Source organism: Arthrobacter phoenicis (assembly GCF_047238215.1).
Taxonomy (GTDB): domain Bacteria; phylum Actinomycetota; class Actinomycetes; order Actinomycetales; family Micrococcaceae; genus Arthrobacter.
This window is the reverse complement of record NZ_JBDFMK010000001.1, coordinates 1607019-1632745: the sequence shown is the minus strand read 5'-3', so window position 1 is coordinate 1632745 and position 25727 is coordinate 1607019. Positions and strand designations below refer to the sequence as shown.

26 protein-coding genes are annotated in these 25727 nt (G+C 68.9%); 14 read left to right on the top strand and 12 right to left on the bottom strand.

The features are described 5' to 3' along the window. Positions 1-75: 75 nt before the first annotated feature. Positions 76-1641 (top strand): MFS transporter, encoded by a 1566-nt coding sequence (locus tag ABC337_RS07625; protein ID WP_412884482.1) that lies wholly within the window; start codon positions 76-78, stop codon positions 1639-1641. Positions 1642-1648: 7 nt separating this feature from the next. Here the strand turns inward: ABC337_RS07625 and ABC337_RS07620 are convergent, their stop codons facing one another. Further along, a complete protein-coding gene (locus ABC337_RS07620) occupies positions 1649-2311 on the bottom strand; it encodes a DUF6766 family protein (protein WP_412884483.1) in 663 nt (220 codons plus the stop codon). Beyond that, complete coding sequence (locus ABC337_RS07615; RefSeq protein ID WP_412884484.1) at positions 2304-2846, bottom strand: DUF6328 family protein; 543 nt, start codon at positions 2844-2846, stop codon at positions 2304-2306. The genes ABC337_RS07620 and ABC337_RS07615 overlap by 8 nt, the downstream gene beginning before the upstream one ends. Before the next feature lie 122 nt (positions 2847-2968). Here ABC337_RS07615 and ABC337_RS07610 point away from each other — a divergent pair, with 122 nt between their 5' ends. Continuing rightward, on the top strand, positions 2969-3496 hold the full coding sequence (locus tag ABC337_RS07610) for a prolipoprotein diacylglyceryl transferase (RefSeq protein ID WP_364137981.1): 528 nt from the start codon (positions 2969-2971) through the stop codon (positions 3494-3496). A gap of 93 nt (positions 3497-3589) precedes the next feature. Here ABC337_RS07610 and ABC337_RS07605 read toward each other — a convergent pair whose 3' ends face one another. Beyond that, positions 3590-4945 (bottom strand): uracil-xanthine permease family protein, encoded by a 1356-nt coding sequence (locus tag ABC337_RS07605; protein ID WP_412884485.1) that lies wholly within the window; start codon positions 4943-4945, stop codon positions 3590-3592. Between the two features lie 59 nt (positions 4946-5004). Further along, positions 5005-5523: a class I SAM-dependent methyltransferase gene (locus ABC337_RS07600; protein ID WP_412884486.1), complete on the bottom strand. Its 519-nt coding sequence runs from the start codon at positions 5521-5523 to the stop codon at positions 5005-5007. 60 nt (positions 5524-5583) lie between these two features. On the opposite strand from ABC337_RS07600, the gene ABC337_RS07595 reads away from it, so the two are divergent. Beyond that, a complete protein-coding gene (locus ABC337_RS07595) occupies positions 5584-6390 on the top strand; it encodes a GNAT family N-acetyltransferase (protein WP_412884487.1) in 807 nt (268 codons plus the stop codon). Further along, the gene (locus ABC337_RS07590) at positions 6390-7061 is read left to right on the top strand and encodes a class I SAM-dependent methyltransferase (RefSeq protein WP_412893219.1); all 672 of its coding nucleotides are present in this window, start codon (positions 6390-6392) and stop codon (positions 7059-7061) included. The genes ABC337_RS07595 and ABC337_RS07590 overlap by 1 nt, the downstream gene beginning before the upstream one ends. A 156-nt stretch (positions 7062-7217) precedes the next feature. Here the strand turns inward: ABC337_RS07590 and ABC337_RS07585 are convergent, their stop codons facing one another. Beyond that, positions 7218-8639: an HNH endonuclease signature motif containing protein gene (locus ABC337_RS07585; RefSeq protein WP_412893218.1), complete on the bottom strand. Its 1422-nt coding sequence runs from the start codon at positions 8637-8639 to the stop codon at positions 7218-7220. Positions 8640-8954: 315 nt separating this feature from the next. Here ABC337_RS07585 and ABC337_RS07580 point away from each other — a divergent pair, with 315 nt between their 5' ends. The 4 genes from ABC337_RS07580 to ABC337_RS07565 all read left to right on the top strand — a co-directional run bounded on the left by ABC337_RS07580 (position 8955) and on the right by ABC337_RS07565 (position 12350). Next, positions 8955-9716, top strand: coding sequence for a phosphotransferase (locus tag ABC337_RS07580; protein ID WP_412884490.1), 762 nt, complete (start codon positions 8955-8957; stop codon positions 9714-9716). 130 nt (positions 9717-9846) lie between these two features. After that, positions 9847-10452: a malonic semialdehyde reductase gene (locus tag ABC337_RS07575; RefSeq protein ID WP_290257041.1), complete on the top strand. Its 606-nt coding sequence runs from the start codon at positions 9847-9849 to the stop codon at positions 10450-10452. A gap of 20 nt (positions 10453-10472) precedes the next feature. Then, positions 10473-10949, top strand: a complete 477-nt coding sequence (locus ABC337_RS07570; RefSeq protein ID WP_412884491.1) for a hypothetical protein — start codon at positions 10473-10475, stop codon at positions 10947-10949. Between the two features lie 225 nt (positions 10950-11174). Beyond that, positions 11175-12350: a GGDEF domain-containing protein gene (locus ABC337_RS07565; RefSeq protein ID WP_412884492.1), complete on the top strand. Its 1176-nt coding sequence runs from the start codon at positions 11175-11177 to the stop codon at positions 12348-12350. Between the two features lie 96 nt (positions 12351-12446). Here the strand turns inward: ABC337_RS07565 and pgm are convergent, their stop codons facing one another. Then, positions 12447-14120, bottom strand: a complete 1674-nt coding sequence (gene pgm / locus ABC337_RS07560) for a phosphoglucomutase (alpha-D-glucose-1,6-bisphosphate-dependent) (RefSeq protein ID WP_412884493.1) — start codon at positions 14118-14120, stop codon at positions 12447-12449. Positions 14121-14295: 175 nt separating this feature from the next. Between pgm and ABC337_RS07555 the strand changes: the two genes are divergently transcribed. Next, complete coding sequence (locus ABC337_RS07555) at positions 14296-14769, top strand: DUF4190 domain-containing protein (protein ID WP_412884494.1); 474 nt, start codon at positions 14296-14298, stop codon at positions 14767-14769. Here the strand turns inward: ABC337_RS07555 and ABC337_RS07550 are convergent. The 4 genes from ABC337_RS07550 to ABC337_RS07535 form a co-directional block, all read right to left on the bottom strand. Continuing rightward, entirely contained in the window at positions 14759-15625 is an 867-nt protein-coding gene (locus tag ABC337_RS07550) for a phosphotransferase (protein ID WP_412884495.1), read from the bottom strand. The two genes, ABC337_RS07555 and ABC337_RS07550, sit on opposite strands and share 11 nt — an antisense overlap. Before the next feature lie 5 nt (positions 15626-15630). Further along, positions 15631-17100, bottom strand: coding sequence for a peptide MFS transporter (locus ABC337_RS07545; RefSeq protein ID WP_412884496.1), 1470 nt, complete (start codon positions 17098-17100; stop codon positions 15631-15633). Between the two features lie 101 nt (positions 17101-17201). Further along, positions 17202-18314, bottom strand: a complete 1113-nt coding sequence (locus ABC337_RS07540) for an alcohol dehydrogenase catalytic domain-containing protein (RefSeq protein WP_412884497.1) — start codon at positions 18312-18314, stop codon at positions 17202-17204. A 112-nt stretch (positions 18315-18426) separates the two neighbouring features. Then, complete coding sequence (locus ABC337_RS07535; RefSeq protein WP_412893217.1) at positions 18427-19857, bottom strand: amidase; 1431 nt, start codon at positions 19855-19857, stop codon at positions 18427-18429. A 120-nt stretch (positions 19858-19977) separates the two neighbouring features. On the opposite strand from ABC337_RS07535, the gene ABC337_RS07530 reads away from it, so the two are divergent. The 3 genes from ABC337_RS07530 to ABC337_RS07520 all read left to right on the top strand — a co-directional run bounded on the left by ABC337_RS07530 (position 19978) and on the right by ABC337_RS07520 (position 21629). Further along, positions 19978-20304 (top strand): rhodanese-like domain-containing protein, encoded by a 327-nt coding sequence (locus tag ABC337_RS07530; RefSeq protein ID WP_412884499.1) that lies wholly within the window; start codon positions 19978-19980, stop codon positions 20302-20304. Positions 20305-20318: 14 nt separating this feature from the next. Beyond that, on the top strand, positions 20319-21290 hold the full coding sequence (gene pheA, locus ABC337_RS07525; protein ID WP_412884500.1) for a prephenate dehydratase: 972 nt from the start codon (positions 20319-20321) through the stop codon (positions 21288-21290). 120 nt (positions 21291-21410) lie between these two features. Then, a complete protein-coding gene (locus ABC337_RS07520) occupies positions 21411-21629 on the top strand; it encodes a hypothetical protein (RefSeq protein WP_412884501.1) in 219 nt (72 codons plus the stop codon). A 1-nt stretch (position 21630) separates the two neighbouring features. Here the strand turns inward: ABC337_RS07520 and ABC337_RS07515 are convergent, their stop codons facing one another. After that, a complete protein-coding gene (locus ABC337_RS07515; protein ID WP_412884502.1) occupies positions 21631-22692 on the bottom strand; it encodes a diacylglycerol/lipid kinase family protein in 1062 nt (353 codons plus the stop codon). 78 nt (positions 22693-22770) lie between these two features. On the opposite strand from ABC337_RS07515, the gene serS reads away from it, so the two are divergent. Both serS and ABC337_RS07505 read left to right on the top strand, forming a co-directional pair. Continuing rightward, a complete protein-coding gene (serS, locus tag ABC337_RS07510) occupies positions 22771-24051 on the top strand; it encodes a serine--tRNA ligase (protein WP_412884503.1) in 1281 nt (426 codons plus the stop codon). A 137-nt stretch (positions 24052-24188) separates the two neighbouring features. Beyond that, complete coding sequence (locus ABC337_RS07505; protein ID WP_412884504.1) at positions 24189-25034, top strand: HAD family hydrolase; 846 nt, start codon at positions 24189-24191, stop codon at positions 25032-25034. On the opposite strand, the gene ABC337_RS07500 is transcribed toward ABC337_RS07505, so the two are convergent. Continuing rightward, positions 25031-25630 carry a hypothetical protein gene (locus ABC337_RS07500; protein ID WP_290257025.1) on the bottom strand — a complete coding sequence of 200 codons (600 nt, stop codon included), beginning with the start codon at positions 25628-25630 and terminating at the stop codon, positions 25031-25033. The genes ABC337_RS07505 and ABC337_RS07500 overlap by 4 nt on opposite strands. Positions 25631-25727 lie beyond the last annotated feature (97 nt).

The window sequence follows — 25727 nt, the reverse complement described above, 5'->3', positions numbered from 1 at the left end:
TAAGATTGCTGCATTGGGGGCCGTGACCCCCTGCCAGGGCCACGCGCAGACCGGTGGCCGTGACAGGAGATCCGCATGTCCATGAAGCGCAGCACCGCCCGCCGCCCCAAGCTCAGGGAACGGCGGCTCGAGGTCGAACACATCAATGTCGTGGACCGGCGTGTAATGCGCAAGGCCCTCGGCGGGACCATCGTCGGCAACACCATGGAATGGTACGACGTCGGCGTGTTCGGCTACCTGATCACCACCATGGGCCCGGTCTTCCTGCCTGAGGCGGACAAGACCGTCCAGAACCTGTTCCTGCTGGGAACCTTCGGCGCCACCTTTGTGGCCCGGCCCCTCGGCGGGGTGTTCTTCGGCTGGCTCGGTGACAAGATCGGCCGACAGCGGGTTCTCGCCATGACACTGATCATCATGGCCGCGTCCACCTTTGTGGTGGGCCTGCTGCCCGGATACGCCACTCTCGGAATCTGGGCGGCCGTGCTGCTGGTCGCCACCAAGCTGATCCAGGGCTTCTCCACCGGCGGCGAATACGCCGGCGCCACCACGTTCGTCAGCGAGCACGCCCCGGACGCCCGGCGCGGCTTCTTCGCCAGCTTCCTGGACCTCGGCAGCTACATGGGCTTCGCCATCGGCGCCGCCCTGGTCACGCTGTTGCAGGTCACCCTCGGCCAGGACACCATGCAGGCCTGGGGCTGGCGGCTGCCGTTCCTGATCGCCGGTCCGCTCGGCCTGATTGCCATCTACTTCCGGATGAAGATCGAGGAATCCCCGGCATTCCAGGCCAGCCTGGACGCCCAGGCCGGCGGCGAATCCGGTGAGTCCGCGGACGCGAAGGGCCCGGTGGCCATCTTCGCCTCGCACTGGCGCGGAATCCTGCTGGCGATGATCCTGGTGGCCGCCGCCAACACGGTGGGTTACGCGCTGACCTCTTACATGCCCACGTACCTGACCTCGAACAAGGGCTACGACGAACTCCACGGCACCCTGCTCACCATCCCCATCCTGGTCCTGATGTCCGCCGCGATCCCGCTGACGGGCAAGCTCTCGGACCGGATCGGCCGCCGTCCGGTGCTCTGGATCGGATCGCTGGGCACCGTGGTCCTGGCTCTCCCGGCGTTCCTGCTTATCGGCGTCGGAGCCATCTGGTCCACGCTGCTGGGGCTGGCGCTGATCGCCTTCCCGCTGACGTTCTACGTGGCCAACCTCGCCTCCACACTCCCGGCGCTGTTCCCGACGGAAAGCCGCTACGGCGCCATGGGCATCGCCTACAACTTCGCCGTCGCCATCTTCGGCGGCACCGCCCCGTTCATCATCGCGTCCCTCATCGCCGGGACGAACAACGAAATGATGCCGGCCTACTACCTTATGGCCACGTCCGCGATTGGCGCGATCGCCGTCTACTTCATCAAAGAAACCGCCGGTCGGCCGCTGATGGGCTCGATGCCGAGCGTCGACACGGTCGAGGAGGCCCACGAGCTTGTGGCGGGACAGGAGGAAAACGAACTGCTGGACCTCAACGAGATGCCGTTCGACGAGACCTACCACCCGGCTGAGGGGGACCGGCCGGCGTCGGAGCAGAGCGCATCAGACCGGGAGGGCGACGCCGGGCGTGACAGCGTGTCGGAACGCAGGGACTAACGCGGGCTCAGGCGCCGGTATCGTAGTGGGGCTCGGCGACAGGCTTCGACTCCGGTGAACCCTTCTCGCGGAGGTAGACCGATGCTCCCACCAGGACGGCGACCGCGAGGAACTCACTCTGCCAGTTCTGGAAGGATTCGAACCAGAAGCGGCTGGTCGCAAGGTAACCGAGCACGCTTACGGTCGGCTGGCCATGATCCATCTGCTCCTGGTTGTATTCGTCGCTGCCCCCGACGGCATGCAGCGCCACGGAGCCGAGAAACAGCACCAGGAACATGATCGAGAGCGAGTGTTCGTAGATCTTCAGGATCCAGCCCCCGTGCCGCACGGGCCACGGCGAGGATGACGATACCCGCGCGGCACCCGGACCGTCGTCCTGCGGTGACTTCCTGCCCAACGGCTTCGATTCCGAGGACCCCCGCTGGAAGAGGAATACCGTCAGGAGGACGTACATCCCCATCTGCAGGAACTCGGATTCCCAGTTCTCAAACGTCGCCTCGAGGAAGGCCCCGGTGCCGAGATAGGCGCCGATACTTACGGCGGGGTGCCCGTGGGCAAGTTGGTCGTCGCTGTAGTCGGCGGCCCCGCTGATCACCATCCCGCCGAAAAACACTATGAACAGGCCGGCACTGGCCAACAGGAGTCCATGCTCCCGCATCCACTTAGTCATCGTTGCCTCCTCCGTTGCCTGAAGACGTGCTGGTATGCGAAGCGCGTTGCCCTTTGGCCCTCCGCCGTAGCCGGTCCGGCACCAGGACCAGGAGCACCAGCAGGACCGCCAGGAGCACCGCACCGGCCACAATCCCGGCGGTCCGGCCGATCGTGACATCGAAAACAAGGGCCGACGTCCCGACGCTGAGAAGGGCGACGGCGGCCAGGGCGGTCTTCGCGATCCGGTCCGCGCTGGAGACCAGAACCTCCTTCAGGCCCTGCCGGAACAGCCGGCGGTGAGCGCTGACCGGCAAGAGAATCAGGGCCGTGGTGAGCGCCGCGAGGACCACGTTGCAGAGATAAAGCCCGATTTCGAAGCTGTCCAGCTTCTCGAAGCGGCTCTGGAACGGCAGCGTCAGCAGGAAACCGGCAAGGATCTGCACGCCCGTCTGCAGCACCCGGAGTTCCTGCAGCAGTTCGCCCCAGTTGCGGTCCATCTTCTCGTCAAAGGTCTCACTCCGCCCGGCTTCCCGGGACTCATCGGTGCGCGCCATCGCTGCTCCTCTACTGAGATTTCACTCTAGTACTAAGCTTACTGACGAATTTCGGGTACGGTGGAAGAGCAGGGAAATTCTGCCAGGCTAACCGCCGGCCGCCGCTAACCAGGAGGAAGCATATGTCTGAAGACCAGCACCGCGTCGTCGAGGAAGAAGCAGGCGGCTACGGTACCCCCACCGCCGAGCAGGAGATGCCCGGCGGCGACACCAAGAGCTTCGCACAGCCGCGCGACGAAGAAGCGTTCGACGCCGCAGGCCTCAACCAGGACAGCCCGGACGGTGAAACCTTCCCGGCCGGCGCCCCGGATCTGAGCCAGTTCGGCGCGGAAGACCAGGACAGTGCAGGAGAACCCGGAGCGGGACGCTTCGGAGGAACGGAGGAGCAGATGAACGCGGAAAACGAGAGCACCGAGCAGGGCTTCGAGTCCGGCGACGAGACCGCAGCCGAGAACGGCGGCGCCGTGCCGTCGTCGGAAGCTGACATGGACTCCGCCAACACCGAGGAGGCCGAACCGGGCCGCCCGTTCTCCTCGGAGTCCGGGCAGGACGCCGCCGGCATTCCCGACGGCTCCGGCACGGATCTGCCGGAGGAGCACTCGCCGAAGGATCGCGACGACGAGGACAAAGAGTCCTTCAACGCCGGGTGATCGCAGGCTTCGTCAGCAGTAAACAGCAAGGGCGGCGCCCCTCCTTTCCGGGAGTGCGCCGCCCTTTGCCATGTTGCCGGCCGCGATCGTCGGCTAGCGGCGCTTCTTGGGGGCGCGCTTGGCTGCTGCGTTCACGGCGCCCCGGGCGGCGGCCGCGGCTGCGCCGTCCTCGGTCTCAGGCTCGGCGACCGTTCCGCGGGCCTTCGCGATGGCCTTCATGCCGTGGTAGATCACCAGCGCGGCGGCCGAGCCGAGGGCGATGCCGGTGAACTTCAGGTCGCCAATGGTCCAGGTGTAGTCGGCGATTCCCACGATCAGGGCGACGGCGGCCGTGGTGAGGTTGACCGGGTTGGAGAAGTTGACCTTGTTCTGCACCCAGATCTTCACGCCGAGGACGCCGATCATGCCGTACAGCATGGTGGCGGCGCCGCCCAGGACACCCGCCGGGACGGTGGCGATCAGTTCGCCGAACTTCGGCGAGAAGCTGAGGATTACGGCGAAGAGGCCGGCAACCCAGTAGGCCGCCGTCGAATACACCTTGGTGGCGGCCATGACGCCAATGTTTTCAGCGTAGGTGGTGGTGCCGGAGCCGCCGCCGAGGCCGGCGAGGACCGTCGCGGCGCCGTCGGCCATCAGCGCGCGTCCGGAGACGCCGTCGAGGTTCTGCCCGGTCATGGCGGAGACGGACTTCACGTGGCCGATGTTCTCGGCAACCAGCACCAGGACTACCGGCACGAAGAGGCCGACGACGCCGAGGTGGAACTCGGGGGTCTGGAAGTGCGGCAGGCCGATCCAGGCGGCGGCGTCGACCTTGGCAAAGTTGACCTCCCCGCGGATGATCGCCACAAGGTAGCCGACGACGACGCCCACCAGGATGCTCAGGCGGCCGAGGATGCCGCGGAAGAAGACGCTGACCACGATGATGACGGCGAGCGTGATCAGGGCGGTGATCGGGGCGGCGTCGAAGTTGTTCTTGGCCGCGGGGGCGAGGTTCAGGCCGATCAGGCCGACGATGGCACCGGTGACGATCGGGGGCATGAGGCGGTTGATCCAGCCCGCCCCGAACTTCTGTACGATCGCGCCGATGATGGCGAGGCCGATGCCGGCCATCACCACGCCGCCGAGGGCGCCGGGGATGCCGAACTGCTGCTGCGAGGCCATGATCGGGGCGATGAAGGCGAAGGAGGAGCCGAGGTAGCTGGGGACGCGGCCCTTGGTGATGACCAGGAACAGCAGGGTGCCGACGCCGGAGAAGAACAGGGTGGTGGCCGGGGGCATGCCGGTGATGATCGGAACCAGGAAGGTGGCGCCGAACATGGCCACGACGTGCTGCATGCCGACGCCGATGGTCAGCGGCCACGCCAGGCGCTCGTCGGGCCGGACGACCTCGCCGGGGCGGATGGACTTGCCGTTTCCGTGGATCTTCCAGTTGGTTCCGAGCATGCTCATGGCAGTGAGCCTTTCAAAAGGGTGTCGCGGGGCTGGGAAGGAATCTTCCGGGTGACACTTTACCGCGCCGGCGTCAGCGGCCGTCGGCCGGCGGGTGCGGCCCCGGCACCCCGGCGGAACAGGAGCACCGCCTGGGGCTGCTTCTCCGTCTCCCTCGGCGGGCGGACCATTTGCTCCACCTGCTCGAAGCCGTGCGCGGCGAAGCTGCGCGCGACGTCGCCGGGGTTGTGCAGTTCGGCGCGGAGCACGACGTCGTGCCCGTACGCGCGCGTCAGGGTGCGGGAGCCGCTTCCGGCCTGGAAGGCAACCAGCGCGGCGCCGGCCGGCCGGAGGACCCGGGCGAACTCCCGGGCGACGGCGTCGATCGCTTCCGGATCGAGGTGGATGATCGAGTACCAGGCCACGACCCCGTCCGCGGAACCATCGTCGGCGGGCAGGGCGGTGAGCTCGCCGGCCGTGAACTCGATCTCCGGGTGCAGGCGCCCGGCCACCCGGACCATGGTCGGTGAGAGGTCGACACCGTTCACGTTCAGCCCGGCGGTCCGGAGGTGGGCGGCATGATCGACGGGCTCCGGCATAGCCCGAGCCTACCGCGGCATGACAGTGCCGCCCGGCCGCGCCGCTGTATGGTGGGCCCGATGACGACGACTGAGCTCCTCGCGGCCTATGATCAGCAGCTTCGCACCGACGCGGAAACTCCCAGTGCGGTGGCCGTCGAACGGTTGGGTCCGCTGCGTCTCGTCACGTTTCCCGGCGGCAGAGGGTTCGTCACCTATCAGGATCTGGGCGGGGCAGACGCGCCGACGATCGCCGGGTGGGTGGCGGAGACCGTCGAGTATTACCGCGCCCAACCCGGGATTGACCGGTTCGAGTGGAAGACCCGCGGCCACGATCACGCCGCCGGCCTGCATGAGGCCCTCCTGGAGAACGGTCTGGAGGCCGACGAGACCGAGTCGATCATGATCGGCGCGGCCAGCGGCTTGGCGGTCGACGTCGACCTCCCGCCGGGCGTTACCGTCCGGCAGGTGTCCGACGAGGCTGGCATCCGGGCGATGTGCGCCATGCAGGACGAGGTCTTCGGCAGCCCCGCCTCGGACGGCAACGCCGAAGCGGTGTTGCGCCGCGCGGCCCGCGACGACGGAATGCAGCTGTGGGCGGCCGAACACGACGGTGTGATCATCAGCGCCGGGCGCCTGGAACCCGTCCCCGGAACCGATTTCGCTGGCATCTGGGGTGGCGCTACGCGGTCGGAATGGCGCGGGAGGGGCATCTACCGCTCGGTCACGGCGGCCCGGGCGCGTGCAGCGTTGGACCTGGGCAAGACGCTCATCCACAGCGACTCGACCGAGTTTTCGCGTCCCATCCTGCAGCGCTCAGGACTGGTTCGGGTGTCGACCACGACGCCGTATCTTTGGCGGCGTTCGTCCGGGGCCGACGGGAGCTGATGACCGACGTGTGGGACGGTGTGAACGGCCGTCGCACGGGGCGAGCTGCCACCGACTACGACGCGTACGCTGCCAAGATGCGAGGGCTGGTGGCATCCGGGCGGGACATGGAGGCCGATGCTCGATTCGTCGACACGTTGGTTCCGCGAGGGGCGGTCATCCTCGACGTGGGCTGCGGGATCGGCTCCGCCGTGGCCGCACTGCGGGAACGAGGCCATGAGGCGTTCGGTGTCGACCCGACGCCTGCTGTGCTCGAAGTGGCAACCCAAAGCCATGATCCTGCCTGGTTTCGGAAAGCTGCGGCCGCCGATCTGTCCTTGAGGAAGTTCGGCTTGGTGGACCTACCCAAGAGCTACGACGCAGTCATGGTGTCCGGGAACGTGCCGGCGTTTCTTACCGACGCGGAACTGGGGGGCGTCTTTGACCTAGCTGCCGAGATCCTTGTTCCAGCCGGACAGTTGGTCATTGGCACGACCACCCAGGCTCGCGGCGGCCCGGCAACCCAGGATGAACTCGCCGTCGGTGCCGGCCTTGGCCTCAGTCACCGCTTCTCTGACTGGCATTTGGGAGCATTCTGCGACTCCTCACCATGGTCCGTCAGCGTCTTCACAAACCCCGGCGCCCGGAGGGCGACGTTTGGCCCGGACGGCATGTTCATTCTGAATTCTTAGGTTTCAAACGCAGGGAGAGAGTGTCACAGCCGAGCGGCGCCTTTGTCCTCGCGATCTCCTTGTCTCGGCGCCTTCTCGTTCCCCGCCCTCGTTCGTAGTGGTAGTTCCGCGCTCAGCACTGCTGGATCGGCCGCGGTTCTCCTCTGCCTCAGCGCGTCACCGTGTGAAGTAGGGGTTTTGTCGGGGTTTTTGGTGAGGGTCGAGGTGGGGTGGCGGGATGTACCAAGGAGTCCCGTTGCGGGACTGGATGGTCCATTGTTCTTTGTGGATCAGGTGATGGTGGTGTGAGCACAACAGGACACCGTTATCCGTGCTCGTTGGGCCGCCGCGGGACCAGTAGTCGATGTGGTGGGCTTCGCACCACGGGGCCGGGATGGTGCAGCCGGGGAAGGTGCAGCCCTTGTCGCGGGCGGTGATGGCTTTGCGGATGTGGGACGGGAAGATTCTGCTGGTCCGGCCGATGTCCAGGACGCGGCCTTTGGTGCCGAGGAGGACGGGAATGATGTCCGCGTCGCAAGCGATCTTGCGGATGGTGGCGGCGGTGACGGGGCCGGTGAAGGCCAGCGACCCGGTCCCGGCCAGGCCTAGGGTGCCGCGCCCATCCGGGGTTCTGGCGGTGCCATCGTCGGTGGTGAGGCGGGTAAGGAGGTCGCGGTAGTCGATGGTGACCAGGACCTGGGGGCGGAGACCTCCGGCCGCGGGGAGCCCGCCGCTGGCGAGGGAGATTTTGGAGCCGGCGACCAGGCCGTCGAGCAGCCGTTGTGGACGGGTCCGGAGGTCCAGCCGCTCGTCGGGTATGCCGGGCTCCCCGGCGAAAGGATCCCCGGCCCCGGCCGGTGTCCCTGCAACCTGACTGGTTCCGGTGCGGGGGTTGGTGGCGGTGTTCATGACCGTGAGGAGGTGTTCGAACTGGTCAGTGGTGGCGAAGATTTCCAGGTGCTGGAGACCGTGCCGGGGTCGGCGGATGAACGCTCCCTGGAGTTGGCGGAGGAGCTCTTCGGTGGGTTCGGCGCCGTCCTGGTCCAGGCCGTCGACCCAGCGGCGGGCGACCCGGGTGAGGAAGTCCGGGTCGTGAACCGCCGCGACAGTGGTCAGGGCTTCTTCCATCCGGGTCACGGTGGCCGTGTCGGTCAGGAGCCGGACCCGGGCGAGGGCCTGGGTGATGATGGTCGCGGACCGGGAAGGGAGCTCCCCTTCCGCGAACGCCGAGGCCAGTTCCTCGTGAACGGCTGGAATTCTTTGGCCCGTCAGCCCAACCCTGGGCAGCAGTTCCCCGGCCAGGCATAGACGCCGGTGGGCTTCGGCGGTGCTGATCCGGAGGCGGTCGCGCAGGAAGTCAGTGGTCCGCCGATACCCGTCACCCTCGGGCCCGGGCGCGGAGCGATCAGAAGCATCGGCTGCGGCCCGGGTTCGCGTTCGGTCGACGGCTCCTGCGGCAACCACCTGCAGGAACTCCACTGCTCGGGCGATTTCCTCCACGTCCCCGGCGAAAGCCGCGGCCTCAGTGAAACCCAGGAGCCCGGCGTCGTCGACCGCGGCCGCGCAGACCTCGCGCAGCGCGGCGGTGATATCCCCCAATGCAATACCGCCGCGCCCGCCAGTTACCGGTCCGGGGACCGGAAGAAACGAAACCGCAGCCGTTGCGTTCATGGGTTAATCCTGTCCCCGACCACTGACAATTAAGCTCGCACCGGTGAACCGAACACGCCCGTCACAGACCAGCCGGGGAGCCGGTAGAGAAGAAACCGCAGCCAGTGCGTCCATGACCTGATACTCCCGCCGACCTCTGACAATTAAGGCCGCCCGCCAGCCGCGGCAGCCATGCCCGCCCACCAACCCCGCCCAACAACCCGAAACCAGCACCAAAGCCACGGAACCGCATAGATTGGTCCGGTGGAGAACGAAGAGGTCCTGGACGGCGGCAATTCGAGCGTAGTGGTGCGCGTGGGGGACACCGTCCGCCGCAACACAGGTCCGTGGACCCCCGCCGTGCACGAGTTCCTCAACGCCCTCCACGCCGGTGGCGTCACCAACGTCCCGGAGGCGCTCGGGCTCGACGAGCAGGGCCGCGAGATCCTCACGTTCGTGCCGGGCGACGTCGTTCGCTACCCACTCCCCGCCTGGATCTGGCACCCGGATATCCTCCGCGACGCCGCCACCATGCTGCGGAAAATCCACGACGCCGGAGCTCACCTCGCGGACCCAAGTCGGCCCTGGCTGCTGGCCAGCCACGAACCGGCCGAGGTCGTCTGCGCCAACGACTTCGCGCCCTACAACATGGTGTTCCGGGACCGGAAACTCACCGGGGCCTTCGACTTCGACGCCGCCTCGCCCGGCCCCCGCATCTGGGACGTCGCCTACTTGGCGTATCAACTGGTGCCGCTGATCGAAGGCACCGGCCCCGGGGAGCCCGCGGAGGAGGAAAAGCCCGGCCGGCTGGACGATCTCATCGAGGCCTACGGCCAGCCCTTCGCGCACGCCGACATCTTTGAGACCCTCGGCCGGCGGCTGCTGGAACTCGCGGACTACTCGGACCGGCGTGCCGTCGAGAGCGGACGCACGGAACTGCACGAGCACGCCGCCGGCTACCGCCGGGACAGCGCCCGGATGTTCGCCCGCGCCCAGGCGCCGGATGTGGCTGATCTCACGTCTTGAGGCGGGAAGCGGCCGGTGAACGCCCCGGTTAATCCCTAAGACAGCAGCGCTCCCTATGCACGGACTACGCACGGACAACGCACGGACCGGGCCGGGAAGCAGCAACGCAGACCAGGGAAAAGAGACGCACATGACCATCGCCCACGAAGAAGCAGTAATCGACGCCGAGGCTGTAGACGCCATCTTCGCCCAGGCCCGCACCGCGAACGCCTTCACCGGCGAGGTCACCGACGAGCAGGCCCGCGCCATCTACGAACTGACCAAGTTCGGCCCCACCGCCTTCAACTCCCAGCCGCTGCGCATCACCTACGTCCGCTCGGACGAGGCCCGCGCCACGCTGGTGGACGCCCTGTCCGCCGGTAATCGCGCCAAGACCGCCTCGGCACCGCTGGTCGCCATCCTCAGCACGGACACCGCCTGGCACGAACAGTGGGACGCCTTCCTCCCCGGCTACAACGCCCCGAAGGCCATGTACGACGCGTCCCCGGACCTCGCCGCCGCCACCGGCAACAACAACGCCCACCTGCAGGCCGGCTACTTCATCCTTGCCGTTCGCTCCCTCGGCTTCTCTGCGGGCCCGATGACCGGCGCCGACTTCGCCGCGATTGACGCCTCGTTCTTCCCCGACGGCAGCCAGAAGAGCTTCATGGTGGTCAACATCGGCCGCCCCGCCGAAAACGCCTGGGGCGCCCCGAAGCCCAAGTTCGCCTACGAAGACGTCGTCCGCACCGTCTAGGTCGGTGGCAGACTGGGCCCATGCGGAACCTGGTGGCCGTCGCCTTCGTAGAGCCCGTCAGCGCGGGGCTGGTCTTCGCGCGCGACGCGTGGCCGCTGCACATCACGCTGGTGCGCTTCGACGTCGCGGAGCCGCCTGCGGAGGCTAACGACGACGGCGGCCCCGGCGCCCCGGCGTCGGGCGCAGCGCCCTCGTCTTCGGGCGGGACTCCGGAAGCCGGCCCACCGGAAGCCGGCCCGCTGGCGTCGCACCCTCTGGAAACCGACGTCGCCCGGCGCATGGACCCGGTGGTACGCGCCGCCCTCGGCGAGGTCCTTACCGCGGGGGAACCGGCCAACTTCGGCCGGAACGGCTCGATCCCGGTCACCCTGATCGAACCCAACGACCGCCTCCAGCGGCTGCACGAAGGGCTGCTGGACGTCGTCGAATCGCTGCGCGGTCGGGTCGCCACGAGTGCCTACACCCGGTCCGGCTACCGCCCCCACGTCTCCCATTAGGGCACCAAACTGCTGAAAACCGGTGACCGGCTGGTCCTCGACCGGGTCGCGCTGGTGGACATGGCGCCGGGCGGCATCCACAGTTCCCGCGAGGTCCTGCGGCTGTGGGAAGCCACATTGTGAATTAAGCTCTTCATTTTTATCGTGGGGTGCCATACTGGGGGCACATGGGGAGTCTGACACCGCTGAAATGGGGTCACCGGGTGCTGGCGGGAGAAAAAGCGGATGGTGCTTGATACGTCGACCCTGCGAGTTTCGCTGGCCGTCGTCACGCTGACACTGTTGTTCCTCTTCTTCTTCATCACGTACCGCAAAACCCGCTCGGCCTACAGTGCCTGGTGGTGTTCCGCTCTGCTCTTGTTCCTCACCGGCTCCGCCTCCTATCTGCTGGACGGAACCGTGCATCAGGAGTGGGCCAACCCGCTCGGGAACACCCTCCTGGTCGGCGGCGCGGGGGCCATGTGGGCCGGGGCCCGCTCGCTCCGCCGCACCAGTCCCAGGATCTGGTACCTGCTCGCAGGTCCAGTTGTCACCGGTATCGTCTCAATCTTCGACAACCCGGCCACGAACAACTGGTCCGGCGGCCCGGTTCTCCTGGGGCTGATGGGCCTCATGCTGGGGCTGTCCTCGCGGGAGCTCTTCCTCCTTGAGGTCGACTACTCCCGCGTCCACCGGCCGCTCGCCTACGGCTCCGCCCTGCTGACCATCTTCTACGTCGGCCGTCTGGTGGTGTTTCTGCTGCAGGGGCCGAACAGCCCGGTGTTCGTCACGTATTTCGGCTCGGTCGTGACCACCGTGCTGACCACGATGGTCCTGGTGGTGGCGTCCTTCACCATGGTGGAGCTGAGCAACGAACAGCTGACCCGTGACCTGCGCGCGCGGGCGACGATGGACGGTCTGACAGGGCTGCTGAACCGGACCGCGTTCATGGACCTCGCCGCCGATGAGCTGCGCAGGCTTAGTAACGCCCGGACGCCGGCCGCCCTGGTGTTGGCCGACCTGGACCACTTCAAGACCGTCAACGACCGGTACGGCCATGCCGCCGGCGACGTGGCGCTGCAGGCCTTCGCCCAAGCTTGCATCGAATCGGTCCGCTCGACCGACTTGGTGGGCCGCTATGGCGGTGAGGAATTCATCCTTCTCCTGCCCGGTGTGAGCCCCGAGCGTGCCGGCGACATGACGGCCAACATCAGCCGGCGGCTGCAGGAAAAGCAGCCGCAGGTGGAGGCCAAGCTTCCGACCGTCAGTTACGGCATCACCGCCACCCGGCCCGGGCGTGCGGACCTGAAAGCGTTAGTGGAGTGCGCCGACGCCGCCCTCTACCGGGCCAAGACCCAGGGCCGCGACCAGTCGGTGCTGGCGGCCACCCTCCGCGAGGAAGAGACCGCCGGAACCGTCTGAGCCGGACAGCCAGCGCGCGGGGCGCCCGCCGAAGCAGGCGCCGCGAGCGAACCAGCCGAACAGGCCCCCGGGGCGCCGCAGCGCCCCGGGAACGGGTCAGGAGATGACCGAGTCCACAAGCGCCTTCGCCTCGGCCTGGACCTGCTTGAGGTGCTCCTCGCCCTTGAAGGACTCGGCGTAGATCTTGTAGACGTCTTCGGTACCCGAGGGGCGTGCGGCGAACCAGGCGTTCTCCGTGACCACCTTGAGGCCGCCGATGGCCGCGCCGTTGCCGGGGGCCTCGGTCAGCTTAGCGGTGATCGTCTCGCCGGCCAGTTCCGTCGCGCTGACGTCCGAGGAGGAGAGTTTGCCCAGAGCTGCTTTCTGCTCGCGGGTCGCAGCCGCGTCGATGCGGGCGTAGACGGGGTCGCCGAACTGGTCGGTCAGGCCCTTGTAGAGCTCCGACGGCGAGCTGCCCGTGGCGGCGGTGATCTCGGAGGCCAGCAGGGCCAGCAGGATGCCGTCCTTGTCGGTGGTCCAGACGCTGCCGTCCATCTTGTTGAAGGAGGCGCCGGCGGATTCCTCGCCGCCGAAGGCACCCTCACCGGAGAGCAGACCCGGCACGAACCACTTGAAGCCCACGGGTACCTCCACGAGCTTCCGGCCCAGGCTTTCGGCGACCCGGTCGATGATCGAGGACGACACGAGGGTCTTGCCGATCACAGACTGCGGGTTCCAGCCGGTGCGGTGCCGGTACAGGTAGTCGATGGCGACGGCGAGGTAGTGGTTGGGGTTCATCAGCCCGCCCCGGCCGTTGACGACGGGCGTCACGATGCCGTGCCGGTCGGCGTCGGCGTCGTTGCCCGTGGCGATGTCGAAGGGGGCGGCGCCGTCCGCACCCGCTCCCATCCGCTGGATCAGGGAGGCCATGGCGGCGGGGGAGGAGCAGTCCATCCGGATCTTCTCGTCCCAGTCGAGGGTCATGAAGGCCCACTGCGGGTCCACGGTGGGGTTCACCACGGTGAGGTTCAGGTGGTGGCGTTCGCCGATCTCGCCCCAGTAATCCACGGAGGCGCCGCCCATCGGGTCCGCGCCGATCCGGACGCCGGCGTCGCGGATGGCGTTCAGGTCCAGGACGGAAGGCAGATCGTCGACGTAGCTGGAGAGGAAATCGAACTTGCCGGTGGTGCCGGCGGCCATCGCCTCGGCGATCGGAACCCGCTTGACGCCGCGGAGGCCGTTCTCGAGCAGTTCGTTGGCGCGGTTGGCGATCCAGCCGGTCGCGTCGGTGTCCGCCGGGCCGCCGTGCGGGGGGTTGTACTTGAAGCCGCCGTCGCCGGGCGGGTTGTGGCTGGGGGTCACCACGATGCCGTCCGCCTGCGGGGCGCCGGCCGAGGCCTTGTTGTTGTGCGTAAGGATCGCGTGGCTGAGCGCCGGCGTGGGCGTATAGCCGTGGCGGGCGTCGATCAGCACGTGCACGCCGTTGGCGGCGAGGACTTCCAGTGCGGAGTTCTGCGCCGGTTCGCTCAGGGCGTGCGTGTCCTTCGCCAGGTACAGCGGGCCGGTGATGCCCTGCCCGGCACGGTATTCCACGATCGCCTGCGTGATGGCGAGGATGTGCGGCTCGTTGAACGAGGCCTTGAGGCTGGAGCCCCGGTGGCCGGAGGTGCCGAACACCACCCGCTGGCCGGGGTCTTCGAGGTTCGGCGCGACGTCGTAATACGCGTCGAGGAGCGCTGTGAGGTCAACAAGGTCCTGGGGTTGGGCAACTGTGCCCGCGCGGCTAGCCATGGCTCCAGCATGCCAGAACCACGGCCCCGGTGGCACGGTTTGGTCGCAATGCGGCCGCGGGTGACGGCGGAAACGATGTCGGGACGGTCGGCGGAAATGACGGCGGGAACCGCTGCCGCGCCCGCCGGCATCGCGGCGGTACGCTGGACGAACACACGTGAACAAGGGGAGTGCGATGACCGAGCAGACCGGGCCCGGGTACGACGGCGGCTACCGCGGTCAGGTACCGCCGATGCCGCGGTCCGCGCCCCACCAGGGGATCCCCGCCGGCGGTTACGGCCCGGCCGGCTCGGGCGCTGGCGGCCCCGGCGCCTACGGCCCCCCGGACTACCGGGGAGGCGCACGTCGGCAGCCTGCCGCGGTCGACGCCTACGGCCAGCCGCTCTATTACCCGGTGGCTGCCGCCCCGAAGGGCCTCAGCATCGCCAGCCTGTGCTGCGGCATCGCGGCCTTTCTGGGACTGGGCTTCTTCCTGCTCCCGCAGCTCGCTGCCGTCTTGCTGGGTCACCTTGCGCTGCTCCGCGAACCGGGAGGCCGCGGCCTGGCCATTGCCGGCCTGGTCCTGGGCTACATTGCGATTGCCATCACGCTGCTGGTGGTCATCGTCCTCGGCGTCGCCTTCTCTAACGCGGACTTCGTTACCCGATAAGGGCCTCCAGCAGCCGCCCGGCGTTGGCCTCCAGCCAGTCGCGGCGGCGCTGGATCAGTCCGCCCACGCCCTCGTCCCACATCCGGGCCCAGCCGCCGCCGAGCGTCCGGGCCCGCTCCTGCATCCGGCCGTAGCTCAGCTCCGCCGCCTCGACGCCCAGGGCGGGCACCCGGCGTCGTTCCTCCGGGGTCCAGCCGTAAGCGTCGGCAAAGATGCGCAGCCTGCGGAAGGGGTCCGTGCCGGCCCAGCCGGGCCACGTGTCCTCGGGGGCGCGCAGCGGAACCCAATGCATCGCCGCGTTGTAGGAATCGCGCAGGGCGGTGGCGGGACCGGCAAGGTCGAAGTCCACCAGCCCCGCGGCCAGGCCGTCCCGGACCACAACGTTCTGCGGCGTCACATCCAGGTGGCACACGAGGGCCGGGCCGTCTGCGGTCCGTAAGGAATCAGGAACGGGGAACGGCCGGTCCGGGAACGGGTGGGTGTCCGGGACGTACCCGGCGGAGGCCGCGTGCAGCCTGAGGACCAGGCGGCCCACCGAGGCCAGCAGCTCCTCGGACTGCACCCACGGTTCCGGCTTGGCCCCGGCGCAAGCCCCCGACAGGTACGTCAGCACGTCACGGCCCTGGCCGTCGCGGCCTAGGAACCGGGGCGACCCGTCGAACCCGGCCTCCTCCAGCCAGTCCAGGTACGCCGCGACGGCGAGGCTCTGGGGCTGATGCGGCCGGCGGATGGTCCCGCCGACCCGCACCACCCCCTCAGTAACATCGCCCGCCGGCATGAGTTCGACGTCGGACGCCTCGCCGGGGGCGGGGACGTAGACGCGCGCCTCAACCGGCGGGCGATGCGGGGTGCTCATTCGGCCTAGCGTACGCCGCCCATGAGCTTCTTGATGGCCGGGGACGCGGCCGCGAGGCCGACCGCCAGGACCATCGCGGTGCCGCCGACGCCGATGAAGTACGGCAGCTCATCGTCCGGGTTGTAGAGGCCCGAGAGGATGCCGGCCAGCGTGGTTCCGAGCGACACCGACAGGAAGAACAGCGCCACCATCTGGGTGTGGAACGCCTGCGGGGCCAGCTTGGTGGTCACGGACAGGCCGATCGGGGAGAGGAACAGCTCCGCGAGAGTGAACAGGAACAGAATCCCGATCAGCGCCAGCAGCGGGGTCTTGCCGCCGCCGGCCAGCGGGATGAACGCCAGGAACGCCAGGCCCATCACGAACAGGCCGATGGAGAACTTCAGCGCCGAACCGGGCTGCTTGCGGCCCAGTCGGGTCCACAGCGCGGCCATGACGCCGGCGAAGATGATGATGAACACCGGGTTGATCGACTGGACCCAGGCGGCGGGCATTTCCCAGCCGAAGAGGTTCCGGTCCAGCTTCTCCTCCGAGTACACGGCGATGAAGGTGAACTGCTGCTGGAACAGGGCCCAGAACGCGGCGGAGGCGATGTACAGCGGGATGAACGCGGTCACCCGGCCGCGCTCCAGCGTGGTGACCTTCTTGCTGCTGTAGATCAGCACGAAGTACAGCACCGAGGCGCCGATCGCGGCGTAGGCCATGGACATGGCCAGGTTCTTGGCGTTGACCGCGCCGGTGCCCAGCAGCAGGGCAATGACGACGACGATCGCCGCGAAGATCAGGCCGTAGCGGGTGCGCTGGTTGGCCGGCAGCGGGTTGGGGACGCGGTGCGCCTCGGCGGGGAGCTTGCCGCGGCCCATCGCGTAGATGCCCAGGCCGATGGCCATGCCGATGGCGGCGGCGCCGAAGCCCCAGTGGAAGCCCTGGCTTTCCTGCAGCCAGCCGGTCACCAGCGGGCCGATCAGGCCGCCGGTGTTGATGCCCATGTAGAAGATCGAGAAGCCGGCGTCGCGGCGTTCGTCCTTTTCCCGGTACAGGCTGCCCACGAGCGCGGTGGCGTTGGCCTTCAGTCCGCCGGAGCCGATGCCCACGAGCACCAGACCGGTTATCAGGCCGGGGATGCCCGGGATCAGCGCCAGGCCGATGTGGCCGGCCATGATCATGATCGCGGAACCGAAGAGGACCCGCTCGGAGCCGAAGAGCCGGTCGGCGAGCCAGGCGCCGAGGATGGTGGAGAGGTAGACGCCGCCGCCGTACGCGCCGACCAGGCTGGCGGCGAGGGCCTTGTCGATCTCCAGGCCGCCCTGGGTGGCCGAGAAGTACATGTAGTACAGGAGGATGCCCTGCATTCCGTAGAAGGAGAAACGCTCCCACATTTCTACGGAGAAGAGGCTGGCCAGCATTTTCGGGTGGCCAAAGAAGGAGGTGTCGCCCGGCGTAGTCGCGGGGGGATCAGCTAAATGAGTTGTGCTCATTTACTTAATGCTGACACCGGAGCCCGGGATTGTCACATTCGGAAAGCCCCCGGCGCAAGTCAATGCCGGGGTGTTTCGCGATGTCTCCGCACGTGGATCCGCTAGTCGGCGTCGAACAGGATGACCTGCCGCACGGCCTTCCCGTCGGCCAGCTGGTCCATGGCCTCGTTGATCCCGGACAGGCTGATCCGCGAGGTGATGAGCTCCTCGACCGGCAGCCTGCCCTCCCGCCAGAGCCGGGCGTAGGTGGGGATGTCGCGGGCCGGGACCGCGGAGCCGAGGTAGCTGCCCACGATGGTCCGCGCCTCGGCGGTGATGGTCAGTGGGGACAAGTGCGCGAGGGCGTCCGGGGCGGGCAGGCCGGCGGTGATGGTGGTGCCGCCGACGGCGGTGGCGGCGAACGCGGTCTCGAAGGCGCGGGCGCTGCCGGCGCACTCAATGACGTAGCGCGCCTTCACGCCCAGCTCGGGCAGTTCCTGCGGGGTGTACGCCTCGTGGGCGCCGAGGCGCCGGGCGTGTTCCAACTTCTCCGGGAGCGTATCAACGGCGATGATGCGCGAGATCCCCTGGGACACGGCGGTGATCAGCGCGGCCATGCCGACGCCGCCCAGGCCCACGATCATCACGCTGTCCTCGGGGCGTGGCCTGGCGGCGTTCAGGACGGCCCCGCCGCCGGTGAGGACGGCGCAGCCGAGGACGGCGGCGATGTCGGCGGGAATGTCGTCATCCACCGGCACGGCGGAGGCGCGGTCGACGACGGCGTGGCTGGCGAAGCCGGAGACGCCGAGGTGGTGGTGGACCGGTTCGCCGTCCCGGCTCAGGTGCCGGCTGCCGTGCAGGAGGGTGCCCTCGTTGTTGCTCTTGGAACCGGCGGTGCAGGGGAGCCGGCCGTCGGCGGCGCAGTTTTCACACTGTTCGCAGCGCGGCAAAAAGGACATCACCACACGTTGGCCGGGCGCAAGGTCCGTGACCTCGGCGCCGACCTCGACCACCCGGCCGGCCGCCTCGTGGCCGAGCAGCATCGGCACGGGCCGGACCCGGTTCCCGTCCACGACGCTGAGGTCCGAGTGGCAGATGCCCGCGGCCTCAAGCTTGACCAGGATTTCGGTGGGGCCGGGGCCGGTGAGTTCCAGTTCCGCGATGCTGATGGGTTTGGACTCCGCGAACGGCCGGGACCGGCCGATCTCCTCAAGCACTGCTCCGGTGATCTTCATCGATCCCTCTTCCGTCGTCGGGGCCGCCAGTGGCCGTGTCCGCTCCAGTAAACCGCAGCCGGGGGCGGCCGGGAAATCCGGTGCCCCGGCTCCGCGGGTCAGAAAGCCGGCGTCAGTAGCCCAGCTGCGCCGCGACCTGCAGGAGCAGGGCCTCCGAGCCCATCGGCCCGACCAGCTGGATGCCCATCGGCAACCCTTCGCCCGGCTGCCCGCCGGTCCAGTACACGGGGATGCTGATGGCCGGGAGCCCGCAGACGTTGATCATCGAGGACCAGGGCGCGAACTGGCACTGCCGGCGGTAGTCCTCGTCGGCGTCGCCGGCCCACTCCGCGGCGGGCCAGTACCCGTCGCCGTGCACGGCCCCGGTGAACCAGCCCACCGGGCGCGGGGTCTGCGCCAGCGCGGGCATCAGCATCAGGTCCCACGCCGAATACTGCGCCAGCGTGTCCCGCTGGAAGGTCCGCAGGAAGGACAGGGCCTCCTCCAGCTTGGCCGCGCTCCGCTGCTGCGCCCGGCGCCGGAACGTCCGGGTCAACGGGGTCAGCAGCGGTTCGCGCTGCGGCGGGATCCGGGCGCTTCCGACGCCGGCCGTCCAGGCGGTGGTGAACGCCGCCGGGTACCGGTTGTCGTACCGGATGGATGCCTCGCCGGTCCGGTGCCCCGCCCGCTCCAACAGGTCGATCCCGGCGGCCAGCGCGGCCAGGGCCTCGGGCTCGGGGGTGATCGGATAGGCGGCCTGCCACGGGTTGTCCAGGCTGACGCCGATCCGGAGCGGGGGAGGGGCCTGCCCGGTGCGCTCCAGGTACCCGGGCCGGCCCGGCTCCGGCGGTGCGAGGGCGTCCAGCAGCAGTGCGGCGTCCGCGGCGGAGCGCGCCAGCGGCCCGGCCACCACCAGCGCGGCCCGGTCGCCGGGGCTCTCCCCGGCGGGCACCAGCCCGCGGCCGGGCTTGAGCCCCACCAGGCCGCAGGCCGCCGCCGGGATGCGAATGGACCCGCCGCCGTCGGAACCCGGCGCAAACGGCAGCAGCCCCGCCGCCACGGCCGCCGCGCTGCCGCCGGAGGAACCGCCGGAGCTGCGGCTGGGGGAATACGGATTGCGCGAGGGCGGGGCGATCCGGTTCTCGCTGTACGCGGTCAGCCCGAACTCAGGAACCTGGGTCTTGCCGAGGGAGACGACGCCGGCGCCCTTCAACGCGGCGGCCAGGGCACCGTCCTCCGCCGCCGGCCGGGCCTCCAGCGCCGCGCTGCCGTGGCTGGTGGGGACACCGGCGACGTCGGTCAGGTCCTTGAACGCCACCGGCATGCCGTGCAGCGGCGGGAGCGAGTCCACGGCGCCGGCCTTGGAGGCCCGGTGGAACGCGTCGTCGGCGTCGTCGGCGTCCCTGGCGGCCTGCTCCGCGGTGACCGTGACGAAGGCGCCCAGCCGCGGATTCTGCTCCCCGATCCGGGCGAGGAAATGCGCCGCTGCCTCGCGGGCGGACAGCCCGCCGGCGCGGAGGGCGTCCCGCAGCGCTACGGCGGATAGTTCGTGGATCTCAGCCAAGGTTCGCTGCCATCGGTCTCCCTACGTCGTCCCAGAAGCGTAACCTGACGCGCCGGACGCGGGAGGGCGCAGGGCTGGCGATACGCTGGAGGCACACCTGGTACTGCGGAGAGGACTGCCATGAGTGACATCGATACCGTGACCGTTTCCGACATCCCCGAGTCGGCGAAGATTCTGGACGTCCGCGAAGACTATGAATGGGCCGCCGGACACGCCGAGCGCGCGCTGCACATCCCGCTCGACCAGCTGCCCGGCCGCATCGACGAGCTGGACCCGGACGAGGACCTCTACGTCATCTGCCGCACCGGCGGCCGCTCCTTCCGTGCCGCCCAGTGGCTGGTGGGCCACGGCTACTCGGCGCTGAACGTCGCCGGCGGCATGGACCAGTGGCTGGAGACCGGCCTGCCGCTGGTGTCCGACAACGGCCTCAAGCCCGTCATCCTCTAACTCCAAGGGACCCCATGCCTGCCGCACCGCTCACGTACACGTTCCTGGGACCGGAGGGAACCTTCACCGAGGCGGCCCTGCTGCAGGTTCCCGGCGCCGCGGAGGCCGTCCGCGTCCCGGCGTCGAACGTCAACACCGCCCTGGACAAGGTCCGCGCCGGCGAGGCGGACGCGGCCATGGTGCCGATCGAGAACTCGGTGGAAGGAGGCGTGACCGCCACCCTGGACGCCATCGCCACCGGCCCTGAGTTGCGGATCCTCCGCGAGGCGCTGGTGCCGATCACCTTCGTGCTGGTGGCCCGGCCCGGGGTGCGGCTCGAAGACGTCCGCCGGGTCTCCACCCACGGCCACGCCTGGGCGCAGTGCCGGCTCTGGGTGGACGCTCATATTCCCCATGCAGAATACATCCCCGGGTCCTCGACGGCGGCCGCGGCCATGGGACTGCTCGACGGCGCCCCCTACGACGCCGCCATCTGCGCGCCGATCGTCGCCGCGGAACAGCCCGGCCTGCAGGTCCTGGCGGAGAACATCGGCGACAACCCCGGCGCCGTCACCCGGTTCGTGCTGGTGGGACGTCCCGGCGAGCTGCCGGCAGCCACGGGTTCAGATAAGACCACCGTGGTGGTGCCGCTGCCGGAGGACCGGCCCGGTGCGCTGATGGAGATCCTGGACCAGTTCGCCAGCCGCGGGGTTAACCTGAGCCGGATCGAGTCCCGCCCCACCGGACAGTACCTGGGCCACTACTTCTTCAGCATTGACGCCGACGGCCACGTGCTCGACGCCAGGGTGGCAGACGCCCTAGCCGGACTGCACCGGATCAGCCCGGCCACCCGGTTCCTCGGCTCCTACGGCCGCGCGGACGGTCAGCGCACCGAGGTCGAGCCGCACACCTCGGACCAGGCGTTCCACGCCGCGCACGCATGGGTGCAGGGCCTTCGCTCCGGTACCGCCCCGGATTCCAGCGGGGAAACCCCGGCCGCCGGATAGCACTCCCGGCATTCGCCCAAAGCGAAGACAAATGCCCCATCCTGCACTTTCGCCCCTCGTAAACGGGCGTATGCTGGCGGGAACCAAACCGGGATAGACCTCGACTGGAGGGAGCAGGGCATGTCAACGACGAGCAATGACAACGATGGCCAGGGGATGATCGTCAACCCCAAGCCGACGGCGGAGAACCAGGACTGGGACGGCGACGACGCAGACCGCGCGGACCGCCTGCGCTTCGAAGAGGAGCAGGCCATGATCCGCGAACAGAGCGAGGCGCGCGCCGCCAAGGCCGCCGAGGACGCGAAGAAGGCTGAAGAGGCCGACAAGGAAGCCAGCTAGGCTAGACGGCTTCGTCTTCCCGGACCCGCACCAGCAGGGACCGGGGGGCGATTTGGACGGTGACCTTCGTGGCCTCGCCCGAGGGGTCACCGTCCACCTGCGTCGGCATCGGCTCGGCGCAGGTGATGACCACCTTGCCCGAGCGGTAGTAGGTCATCACGGGCAGGTTCCGCTTGTGCTTGAGCACGATCTTCCAATACATCGCCAGCCAGCCGATTGCGCTGCGGGGGCTCATCACCACCACGTCCAGCATCCCGTCGTCGATCATTGCCTGCGGGATGAAGTCGATGCCGCCGGGAATGAGGCCGCAGTTGGCGAACAGGACGCTGCGGATCTTGCGTGACTGCTCCGGTTCGTCGTCCAGGGAAATGGAAACCCGCTTCCGCCTGCCCGGCAGGTGCCGCACCCCGGCCTCGGTGTAGGCCAGCCAGCCAACCGCCTTCTTCAAGCCGTCGCTGGTGTCACTGACCACCTCTGCGTCCAGTCCGATCCCGGCGATCACCAGGAAGGCGTGCTCCGACGACTGACCGGTGATGCCGTTGGCCACCGTCATCCGGGCGGTGTCGATGAAGCGCTGGTGCCCGAACAGGGCCGTTTCCACGCAGGAATGCAGGTTCCCGATGTCCAGGTGGATGTTGCGCGCCAGCAGGTTGCCGGTACCCAGCGGCAGCAGTCCCATGGCGATGTCCGAGTGGGCCAGGACGTCGGCGACCACCCGCACGGTGCCGTCCCCGCCGCCCACCAGGACGACGTCGGCGCCGGCCGCGACGGCGGCACGCGCCTGCGAGAAACCGGGATCCTCCGCCGTGGTCTCGTAAAACAGCGGGGCCTCCCAGCCGGCCGCCAGGCACGCACCTTCCACCAGGGCACGGGCCTCGGACGCGCGGGCCTTGATGGGGTTTAGCACCACCGCGACCTTCTGCCGCTCCAGGCCCGGATGGTGGGTGTCCTCCCAGACGGCGCTGCGCGTGTGCTTGGCCTTGAGACGGCGCACGCCCCACCAGCTGGAGACGGCAAAGGCCAGGGCTCCAGCGATGACGAGGTAGAGCAGCCAGTCGCGCATGGTGCTCCAACACTAACCCGGGGCCGCCCCGCGGCCGGACTGCCCGGCGTCACCGTGCGGATTCGATACTCTTGTCTGGTGATCGACGTAAAAGACCTCAGCGAAAATCCGGACAAGTTCCGCGCCAGCCAGCGCGCCCGCGGCGCCGACGAATCCGTGGTGGACGCGATCATCGCCGCGGACGCGTCCCGGCGTGCGGCCCTGATCCGCTACGAGAACCTCCGCGCCGAGCAGAACGCCTTCGGCAAGAAGGTGGCGCAGGCCAAGGGCGAGGAAAAGCAGGCCCTGCTGGCCGAGGTCAAGGTCCTTGCCGCGTCGGTCAAGGAAGCGTCCGCCGAGGCCGACGCCGCCCAAGCCGCCCAGGAGGAGCTGCTGCGCGGCATCCCCAACCTCGTCGAGGACGGCGTCCCCGAGGGCGGTGAGGACGACTACGTCGTGGTTAAGACCGTCGGCACCCCGCGCGAATTCACCGATTTCGAGCCGAAGGACCACCTGGAAATCGGTGAGCTGATCGGCGCGATCGACATGGAGCGCGGCGCCAAGGTCTCCGGCTCCCGCTTCTACTTCCTCCGCGGCGTCGGCGCCCGGCTGGAGATGGCGCTGCTGCAGATGGCCATGGACCAGGCCATCACCGCCGGCTTCGTCCCGATGATCACCCCCACGCTGGTCCGTCCCGAAACCATGCAGGGCACCGGTTTCGACGTCAAGCACGACGCCGAAATCTACCGGCTCGCCGAGGACGACCTTTACCTGGTGGGCACCTCCGAGGTGGCCCTCGCCGGCTACCACGCGGACGAGATCCTGGACCTCTCCGCCGGTCCCATCCGCTACGCCGGCCAGAGCTCCTGCTACCGCCGCGAGGCCGGCTCGCACGGCAAGGACACCCGCGGGATCATCCGCGTGCACCAGTTCAACAAGGTGGAGATGTTCATCTACACCACGGTCGAGGACGCCGCCGCCGAGCACGCCCGGCTGCTGGCCTGGGAAGAAGAAATGCTGGCCAAGTGCGAGCTTCCCTACCGGGTGATCGACACCGCCGCGGGCGACCTCGGCACCTCAGCGGCGCGGAAGTTCGACTGCGAGGCGTGGGTCCCCACCCAGGGCGCCTACCGCGAGCTGACCTCCACGTCCAACTGCACCACCTTCCAGGCGCGTCGGCTGAACATCCGCGAACGCGTGATCACCGAAGACGGCACCGCCAAGGGCACCCGCGCGGTCGCCACGCTGAACGGCACCCTCGCCACCACGCGCTGGATCGTGGCCATCCTGGAACACCACCAGAACCCGGACGGCTCGGTCAACGTGCCGGCCGCGCTGCAGAAGTACCTCGGCGGGATGACCGTCCTGCCCGTCCTCTGACCATCCCCTCCAGCCCCCTCCGCCAGCCTCCCGCCGTCCGCCCCGCTACTGCGTCACCCAAGTGTTCACGGGCGCTTCATTTCGTGCTGTGGCGCGCGTCCTAGCTGGCTGTCGGGGGTGTCTGCTCTACTTGTTAGATGACTACATTGACTGAAACCTCAGTCGCTGGCAACGACGACCAGCGCAATGCCAACGACAAGCTGATGATCGCCCTCGACGTCGACGGAACCCTCGTCGACCACGACGGCCACATGTCCGTTCCCGTCCGGGAAGCCGCGCAGGCCGTGGTGGCCGCGGGCCACGAGGTCATGATCGCCACCGGCCGCTCCCTCGGCGCCACGCTGCCCATCATCGAGCACATCGGCATCGAGACCGGCTACGCCGTCTGCTCCAACGGCGGCGTCACCCTCCGCGTCGACTCCGGCCTCGCCGAAGGCTACGAGGTGCTGCACAGGGCCACCTTCGATCCCGGACCCGCGCTGCGGGCGCTCCGGAAGCGGCTGCCCTCCGCCAAGTACGCCCTCGAGGACGCCGACGGCAACTTCCTCTCCACCGAACGCTTCCAGGACGCCAGCTTCGGCGTCGAGGCGATCGGCGTGGACTTCCAGACCATGCTGGAGGCCACCGCCGTGCGCGTCGTGGTGTTCAGCTCGGAGAACACCCCGGAGGAGTTCAACGCCGCGATCCGCCACGTCGGGCTCGCCGGCGTCACCTACTCCGTGGGCTGGACCGCCTGGCTGGACATCGCCGCGGCCGGCGTCACCAAGGCCAGCGCGCTCGAGCAGCTCCGCGGCCGGCTGAGCATCGGGGCGCACCGCACCGTGGCGGTCGGCGACGGACGGAACGACATCGAGATGCTGACGTGGGCCCGGCGCGGGGTGGCCATGGGCCAGGCTCCCGCCGAGGTCATTGCCGCCGCGGACGAGGTCACCCACTCGGTGTTCGAGGACGGCGCGGCCCACGTGCTGCGTAGCCTGCTCTAGCGCACCTCGAGGATCAGGGACAGCAGCCGGGCGGCCGCGGGCCGTGCGGCGTGCTCCTCGTTCCACTGGGCGCGGGCCACGGCCTTGCTCACCGCCTGCGTGGTGATGCCGAGCTCCTCCGCCACGGCCTTCTGCTGGCCCCGGACGCCGGGCGTCAGCAGGTCCAGGACCCGCCATTCCGCCGCGCTGCGGTCGTGCACGATCTGGCCCAGCAGGCGCAGCACCGCCTCCGCTTCCGCGGCCAGCTCGGCCAGCGGGCCCTCGACGGCCACGGGGATGCGCTCCTTGCCGTTGCGCAGCCGGTCGACGGCCCGCCTGGCGTAGACCAGCCCGTGGCCGGAGGCGTCCTTGATCTGGTTGGGCAGCGGTTCGTTCACGGGCCCGACGCCGATCCCGACGTACCAGGCGCCGGTGCGCAGGGCGATAAGCGCCGCGTCCACGGCCTGCCGCGGGCAGTCCACGATGCCCTGGACCTCATCCTCGACGGACCGGTCGAAATCGAGGCGCGCCGGAATGTGCCGCAGGTCCTTGAGGAGCTGCGGCACGCGGTCGCCGTCGTGACGGCTGTCAGTCTGGTTGATGGTCAGGGTGAACATTCTGGGTGCCACACTACCGCGTGGCTGTTTCGCCGCAAACGGGCGACGTCGGCCGTCACAGTGTCGCCGCGGAGGTCCCGGACCAGCGTCCGGACCG

What these genes read in the sequence shown, in the direction of transcription:
- ABC337_RS07540 (WP_412884497.1), bottom strand. Translation starts at nt 18,314, where the DNA reads ATGAAGATCACCGGAGCAGTGCTTGAGGAGATCGGCCGGTCCCGGCCG.
- ABC337_RS07515 (WP_412884502.1), bottom strand. Translation starts at nt 22,692, where the DNA reads ATGCGCGACTGGCTGCTCTACCTCGTCATCGCTGGAGCCCTGGCCTTT.
- ABC337_RS07545 (WP_412884496.1), bottom strand. Translation starts at nt 17,100, where the DNA reads ATGAGCACAACTCATTTAGCTGATCCCCCCGCGACTACGCCGGGCGAC.
- ABC337_RS07505 (WP_412884504.1), top strand. Translation starts at nt 24,189, where the DNA reads ATGACTACATTGACTGAAACCTCAGTCGCTGGCAACGACGACCAGCGC.
- ABC337_RS07620 (WP_412884483.1), bottom strand. Translation starts at nt 2,311, where the DNA reads ATGACTAAGTGGATGCGGGAGCATGGACTCCTGTTGGCCAGTGCCGGC.
- ABC337_RS07575 (WP_290257041.1), top strand. Translation starts at nt 9,847, where the DNA reads ATGACCATCGCCCACGAAGAAGCAGTAATCGACGCCGAGGCTGTAGAC.
- ABC337_RS07565 (WP_412884492.1), top strand. Translation starts at nt 11,175, where the DNA reads ATGGTGCTTGATACGTCGACCCTGCGAGTTTCGCTGGCCGTCGTCACG.
- ABC337_RS07625 (WP_412884482.1), top strand. Translation starts at nt 76, where the DNA reads ATGTCCATGAAGCGCAGCACCGCCCGCCGCCCCAAGCTCAGGGAACGG.
- ABC337_RS07610 (WP_364137981.1), top strand. Translation starts at nt 2,969, where the DNA reads ATGTCTGAAGACCAGCACCGCGTCGTCGAGGAAGAAGCAGGCGGCTAC.
- pgm (WP_412884493.1), bottom strand. Translation starts at nt 14,120, where the DNA reads ATGGCTAGCCGCGCGGGCACAGTTGCCCAACCCCAGGACCTTGTTGAC.
- ABC337_RS07590 (WP_412893219.1), top strand. Translation starts at nt 6,390, where the DNA reads ATGACCGACGTGTGGGACGGTGTGAACGGCCGTCGCACGGGGCGAGCT.
- ABC337_RS07595 (WP_412884487.1), top strand. Translation starts at nt 5,584, where the DNA reads ATGACGACGACTGAGCTCCTCGCGGCCTATGATCAGCAGCTTCGCACC.
- ABC337_RS07570 (WP_412884491.1), top strand. Translation starts at nt 10,473, where the DNA reads ATGCGGAACCTGGTGGCCGTCGCCTTCGTAGAGCCCGTCAGCGCGGGG.
- ABC337_RS07600 (WP_412884486.1), bottom strand. Translation starts at nt 5,523, where the DNA reads ATGCCGGAGCCCGTCGATCATGCCGCCCACCTCCGGACCGCCGGGCTG.
- ABC337_RS07550 (WP_412884495.1), bottom strand. Translation starts at nt 15,625, where the DNA reads ATGAGCACCCCGCATCGCCCGCCGGTTGAGGCGCGCGTCTACGTCCCC.
- ABC337_RS07615 (WP_412884484.1), bottom strand. Translation starts at nt 2,846, where the DNA reads ATGGCGCGCACCGATGAGTCCCGGGAAGCCGGGCGGAGTGAGACCTTT.
- ABC337_RS07530 (WP_412884499.1), top strand. Translation starts at nt 19,978, where the DNA reads ATGAGTGACATCGATACCGTGACCGTTTCCGACATCCCCGAGTCGGCG.
- ABC337_RS07555 (WP_412884494.1), top strand. Translation starts at nt 14,296, where the DNA reads ATGACCGAGCAGACCGGGCCCGGGTACGACGGCGGCTACCGCGGTCAG.
- ABC337_RS07500 (WP_290257025.1), bottom strand. Translation starts at nt 25,630, where the DNA reads ATGTTCACCCTGACCATCAACCAGACTGACAGCCGTCACGACGGCGAC.
- pheA (WP_412884500.1), top strand. Translation starts at nt 20,319, where the DNA reads ATGCCTGCCGCACCGCTCACGTACACGTTCCTGGGACCGGAGGGAACC.
- ABC337_RS07605 (WP_412884485.1), bottom strand. Translation starts at nt 4,945, where the DNA reads ATGAGCATGCTCGGAACCAACTGGAAGATCCACGGAAACGGCAAGTCC.
- ABC337_RS07520 (WP_412884501.1), top strand. Translation starts at nt 21,411, where the DNA reads ATGTCAACGACGAGCAATGACAACGATGGCCAGGGGATGATCGTCAAC.